Origin of the sequence: Neisseria sp. HMSC065C04, assembly GCF_001815375.1 — a bacterium.
In the GTDB taxonomy this organism is placed as follows: domain Bacteria; phylum Pseudomonadota; class Gammaproteobacteria; order Burkholderiales; family Neisseriaceae; genus Neisseria; species Neisseria flavescens_D.
This window is the reverse complement of sequence record NZ_KV820377.1, coordinates 1-4,463: the sequence shown is the minus strand read 5'-3', so window position 1 is coordinate 4,463 and position 4,463 is coordinate 1. Positions and strand designations below refer to the sequence as shown.

Sequence of the window (4,463 nt, the reverse complement as noted above, 5' to 3'; positions counted from 1 at the left end):
CTTATATATTGCGCCCTATCACAGGGGCATTTTTAACATAACTAAAGCCCCTTTAACAAAGGGGCTTTTTTATGTGCATCGTCTTCTACACAGTCAACCTAGAACCTCCAACATTCCCAAAATCTTTTATTGTGCGCATCTTCAAAGATGATGAAGACCGCACACAATGTCTTAAAACCATCAATTTCCCTATTTCTTCTCCAGATCACCTTTTTCATGCACAAAACGCCGCTAACGAATATGGTCGTTTATATGTAAGTGGAATCATGAATAAGGAGCATCTCCAATGAAAAAGGAACTGAATACAAAAGCGCGTATAGCCGCCTTTGGCGGTGGCAGCGTAAGCGACACGCCAAAGGCGGATTCACGCGCGCCCATGGCGCCCCCCTCATCTAACAGGGGGGGTACAGAATCAGAAGACGCCGGAGCATTCCAAGAATCCTTTGAATGTTACGAAACCTACATCTTGGACGGCAAAGGCAACCTGTTAGGTGTTCCGCTCCGTCGCGGTGTATCCGATTCCGCCTTTATAGACCAAATCAGCTTTTCATTTCATGAAAAAACCTTTTTCGACAAATACGGTGTCCGTGTAAGCCTTTTGGAAGATGAAGATTTCATCCGTGCCGCATCCATGCTTGCTGAAGAAGTTTTCGGTTTCGGCATCTACAAAGAGTCCAAAGGCTCGGGCGGTCGTTTTTATGAGCGTTGCTGGTTGATGGGTTCAGAAGACGCCCTGTACGGTCGCGTCCATTTTGGCGGCCAACAAAATACCATTCTTTTCGAACTGACCGGCACAGGTTGCGGCGTCGCAAAAGAAGGCTGGGAATCCCGACTTTTCGCATTTCTGACTAACGCAATACGCCCAAAAATTACCCGCGTTGACGTAGCCAAAGACTTTTTCAACGGCGAATACAGCCCGAACCAAGCCCGTGAAGACCGCAATAAAGGTCTGTTTACCTGCCATCATGTCAAACCCAAAGGCGAATGTTTGGGATCTGACTGGGAAGAAGACGATGAATCCAAAATGACAAAAGGCAAGACTTACGGTATCGGCTCACGTGAATCGTCCAAATACGTCCGCGTCTATGAAAAAGGCAAGCAGTTGGGCGATAAAACAAGTACATGGACGCGCTTTGAAATTGAATTCAAAGCAAAAGACATCGTTATCCCTTTCGAAGTTTTACAGAATCCGGGCGAATATTTCGGCGGCGCATATCCGATTTGCGAACGCTTCGCTCAAAAGGCAACGCGCATACATGCGGTTAAAGAAGACAAAGTCATTTCAGCTGACCGTTATCTTGAATGGGTTAAGAAACAGTTTGGACGTGCGGCCAACGGTCTGAAATTCATCTTTCCCGAATTGGACAAAGCCAAACTGTTTGAACTGATTGAGCCGAATCATCACAAGTTGCCCAAGTCTTTAGCTCCCGAAGCATATGACTGCGCGTTTTTGAAAGCACAAGCCATTCATAATCAGCCAGCATTCAAACCGTATAAAGACCCTTACGACATGTACGAATATTACGTAAGTTTGGAAAAGCAGCTTGAACAGCAAAAACAAGTCAATGATGAAGAAAGCTATAACAACTTCATTTACGATAATTTTGCAAGATTACCGATTTCATGGGCTTAAATCGTCTGCCCGCAAAGACGTATCACAAAAGGAAATTAAAAATGAACATCCAACTTCAAGGCCACATCGTCGGCGTTAAAAAATTCAACGGACAAATCGAAGGCAAGAACTTCGACTATTGCCGCCTGATTGTCGCCACACCCTTAGACAGCTCTCAAGGCAACGCACTGGGCAGCTCTACCACTGAATACGATTTTGGCGGCTCTGCCAACTTCGAGCAGTTCAGAAACGCCCAATTTCCGATCGAAGCAAACCTCAACGTAGAAATCGTCACTACGGGCAAGACTCAAAAACTGAAAGTAATCGGTTTCCAACCCGTTAAGAAAGGCTGATTGAATGCAGAAAGTCTATGTTGTCCAGTCCGTATCAACAGGGGACTTTCTGTATCTCTCCCCTGAAACGGGCGATATCGGACATACCAAATTAATAACCAATGCTGATTATTTCTACGACTTCGAAGAAGCGATTAACGCAGGCTTGGAAGAAATCGGCAACCAATACGAATTTGTCGTATTCGGATTTTTGAAAGACTGATTTTCAGCGTTCGGCGGTCGCTGGAAAAAACATCATCATTTCCGCCAAACACTTTTAAAAGGAAAAACATTATGAAAATTATGAATGCCTGCCGTAAATACGGCGCAAAACTGGCCGTTGTTGCCGCTGCTCCCCTGGCTTTGGCTACACAAGCCTATGCCGCTCTTGATGAAGGTGCAAAATCATCCATTGAAGCCGCAAAAACTGACGGCCTTGAAGCAGGATGGCTGGTAGTCGGCGTATTTGCCGCTTTGTTCGTAATTGCCATTGTCAAACGCTTGTTGCGCTAATAGGTAATTAAGATGTACTACCAAGTCGGGAATAAATGTCTTGAGCAAAGCCAAGCTGAAAACGTCTATTTCAGCTTGGTAGTACCTCAAATAACCCAAGACGGCAAAATTATCAAACCTGAGTACAACGGCACAGTTTGGAAACTGAACGGACAGACGATTAAAGCCGATTTGCCCAAATGCGATCCAAGTGACAATCTGAAAAGCGGGTTGGAAACAGGCTGGCTTTTATTCGGCGTGATGGCAGCTGTGTATTTCGTATCCATTTTGAAAAGGGTTCTAAGATGATGGATTACTATTTTTACTTGGGGCTGGCGGTACCTGTTTTGATAGGGGCGATTTTATTTAAGGATTGATACCCTATTCGGGTAATGGCAAAATCTAACTTTCAGCAACCATTACGAAAGTTAGGATTATGTTAGAAAAGAATGAAAAGGATTTTTTCTATATAACTGAATTTGAATTAGATGAATTATCTAAATTCTATTTAGAAAAACCTTTATCTTTTGTATTTTATTCATATTTAGAAGAAACTGGATATTTGAAAAAATTCTCTTTAGATAAATGTCAGAATTTTTTCAATAGAATAAATTTCAATAAGGCATGTTTTGAAGTTTTATTTAAAGATAATTCAGTTTTCACTATTGGAAATGGTGAAATAAATGTTACGGGTTTTGACAATAATTTTTCTATTAGGTTTGAGCTTTGAATCTTTTGCTGGTGATTTGCAAGTTAGAAACGGTAAATTAGCCTATCCTTTGACTGAAAAATTTAATGAAAATGGTTTCAGACCTTGGAAAATTATTGGTGGTGGAATTGATCAAGAGTATCAGTCTAGATTCGACAAATCACTTCATGTCCGTGAAGCCTCCACCGGTCTCCGCTCTGCCTCAACTGTCCCCGTAACGTTAGAAGCCAGAGTATCCCGCAAAGCCGTCCTTTCGGGCGCATTTCAACTGGTAAAAAGAGGCGCGGCATTAGGAACACGTTTAAGTGGTTGGGGTACGGCTGCCTATTTTGCCTACGAAGCATATCAGGCCGTTAATCCGTCTCTTGAATCTGCTGGATATGAATACAATGATGTAAGCAACGAGTATTTAAAAGTTTATAAAGATGCTTTATGTACGACTGATAAAGATTCCTGTGTAGGCGTTGATACATCTGTTATGCGTGCATTAAGTAAAGGCGGCATTAGTGAAAAACAAGCTCAACAATTATTAGTAATGCAAGTTGAATCAGAATTTAAAAAGTATTTTGATAATGTCATAAAACCTAATGAACCAGATATTTATTTTAAAAATTGTTTTTGGCTCGATGGCGTAGCTTGTGAAACCAGTAAACCATCTAGGTATGGTTATTATTTTCAAAATAGAGCTTTAACAAAAATTTTAGAAGAGGATGAATTTTTAAATATTGCCACTTCTATTATTGACGGAAATCCAACACCCTTTGTAGAAGGTGCGGGCAAACCTGAATATAAAGAAAAAATTAAAGTACCTGCCGGTACAGTTGTAACCATTGGCCCTGTTACCCCCGAAAACGGCAAACCGGTTCAAATTACTATTACATTCGGCCAAGATTCAAACGGCAATACAACGGCAGAAGTCGCAACTACTCAACGTCCTGATTTAACACCGGGCGGATCTGAAGCACCAAATACAAAGCCTGATCCAGATCCTGCGCCTAATCCTGATGGAAAGCCCGATAAAAAACCTGATGATAATCCTGATTCAGATGATAAGCCTGATAAACGTCCGGATGATAAACCTGATCCAGATGATGATCCATCTGATAAAGATAAAAGAAAAGAAAATAAAAAAAATGACAAGAAAGAAGAATCAAAAGGCTTACTTTGTGATTTTTTTCCAGACATTTTAGCTTGTGACAAAATGGGTAAACCTGAAGAAGGTATGTTTGATGCCATTAACATTCCTCAAGTAACCGATGAAAGCACATGGAACAGTGACAATTTCTTGCCGCCAAATGGCGTTTGTCCTCAGCCAAAA

7 protein-coding genes are annotated in these 4,463 nt (G+C 41.6%); all 7 read left to right on the top strand.

The annotated features are described in order from the left end of the window. The first annotated feature begins 286 nt into the window (after nucleotides 1-286). Nucleotides 287-1,633, top strand: coding sequence for a replication initiation factor domain-containing protein (locus HMPREF3022_RS00035; protein WP_210399645.1), 1,347 nt, complete (start codon nucleotides 287-289; stop codon nucleotides 1,631-1,633). Between the two features lie 41 nt (nucleotides 1,634-1,674). Further along, nucleotides 1,675-1,965 (top strand): hypothetical protein, encoded by a 291-nt coding sequence (locus tag HMPREF3022_RS00030; RefSeq protein ID WP_016686631.1) that lies wholly within the window; start codon nucleotides 1,675-1,677, stop codon nucleotides 1,963-1,965. Between the two features lie 4 nt (nucleotides 1,966-1,969). Further along, entirely contained in the window at nucleotides 1,970-2,167 is a 198-nt protein-coding gene (locus HMPREF3022_RS00025) for a hypothetical protein (RefSeq protein WP_002215770.1), read from the top strand. 71 nt (nucleotides 2,168-2,238) lie between these two features. Then, entirely contained in the window at nucleotides 2,239-2,457 is a 219-nt protein-coding gene (locus HMPREF3022_RS00020; protein WP_070764920.1) for a major capsid protein, read from the top strand. A gap of 12 nt (nucleotides 2,458-2,469) precedes the next feature. Next, the gene (locus tag HMPREF3022_RS00015) at nucleotides 2,470-2,745 is read left to right on the top strand and encodes a hypothetical protein (RefSeq protein WP_070764919.1); all 276 of its coding nucleotides are present in this window, start codon (nucleotides 2,470-2,472) and stop codon (nucleotides 2,743-2,745) included. A 127-nt stretch (nucleotides 2,746-2,872) separates the two neighbouring features. Continuing rightward, nucleotides 2,873-3,166 carry a hypothetical protein gene (locus tag HMPREF3022_RS11150; protein ID WP_063068744.1) on the top strand — a complete coding sequence of 98 codons (294 nt, stop codon included), beginning with the start codon at nucleotides 2,873-2,875 and terminating at the stop codon, nucleotides 3,164-3,166. Beyond that, nucleotides 3,120-4,463: IgG-binding virulence factor TspB family protein (locus tag HMPREF3022_RS00010; RefSeq protein WP_070764918.1), on the top strand; the 1,344-nt coding region annotated here is incomplete at its 3' end. The genes HMPREF3022_RS11150 and HMPREF3022_RS00010, both read left to right, overlap by 47 nt.

Excerpts from the sequence above, each read along its gene's own strand:
- HMPREF3022_RS00035 (WP_210399645.1), top strand. The coding sequence starts at position 287 with ATGAAAAAGGAACTGAATACAAAAGCGCGTATAGCCGCCTTTGGCGGT.
- HMPREF3022_RS00030 (WP_016686631.1), top strand. The coding sequence starts at position 1,675 with ATGAACATCCAACTTCAAGGCCACATCGTCGGCGTTAAAAAATTCAAC.
- HMPREF3022_RS00025 (WP_002215770.1), top strand. The coding sequence starts at position 1,970 with ATGCAGAAAGTCTATGTTGTCCAGTCCGTATCAACAGGGGACTTTCTG.
- HMPREF3022_RS00020 (WP_070764920.1), top strand. The coding sequence starts at position 2,239 with ATGAAAATTATGAATGCCTGCCGTAAATACGGCGCAAAACTGGCCGTT.
- HMPREF3022_RS00015 (WP_070764919.1), top strand. The coding sequence starts at position 2,470 with ATGTACTACCAAGTCGGGAATAAATGTCTTGAGCAAAGCCAAGCTGAA.
- HMPREF3022_RS11150 (WP_063068744.1), top strand. The coding sequence starts at position 2,873 with ATGTTAGAAAAGAATGAAAAGGATTTTTTCTATATAACTGAATTTGAA.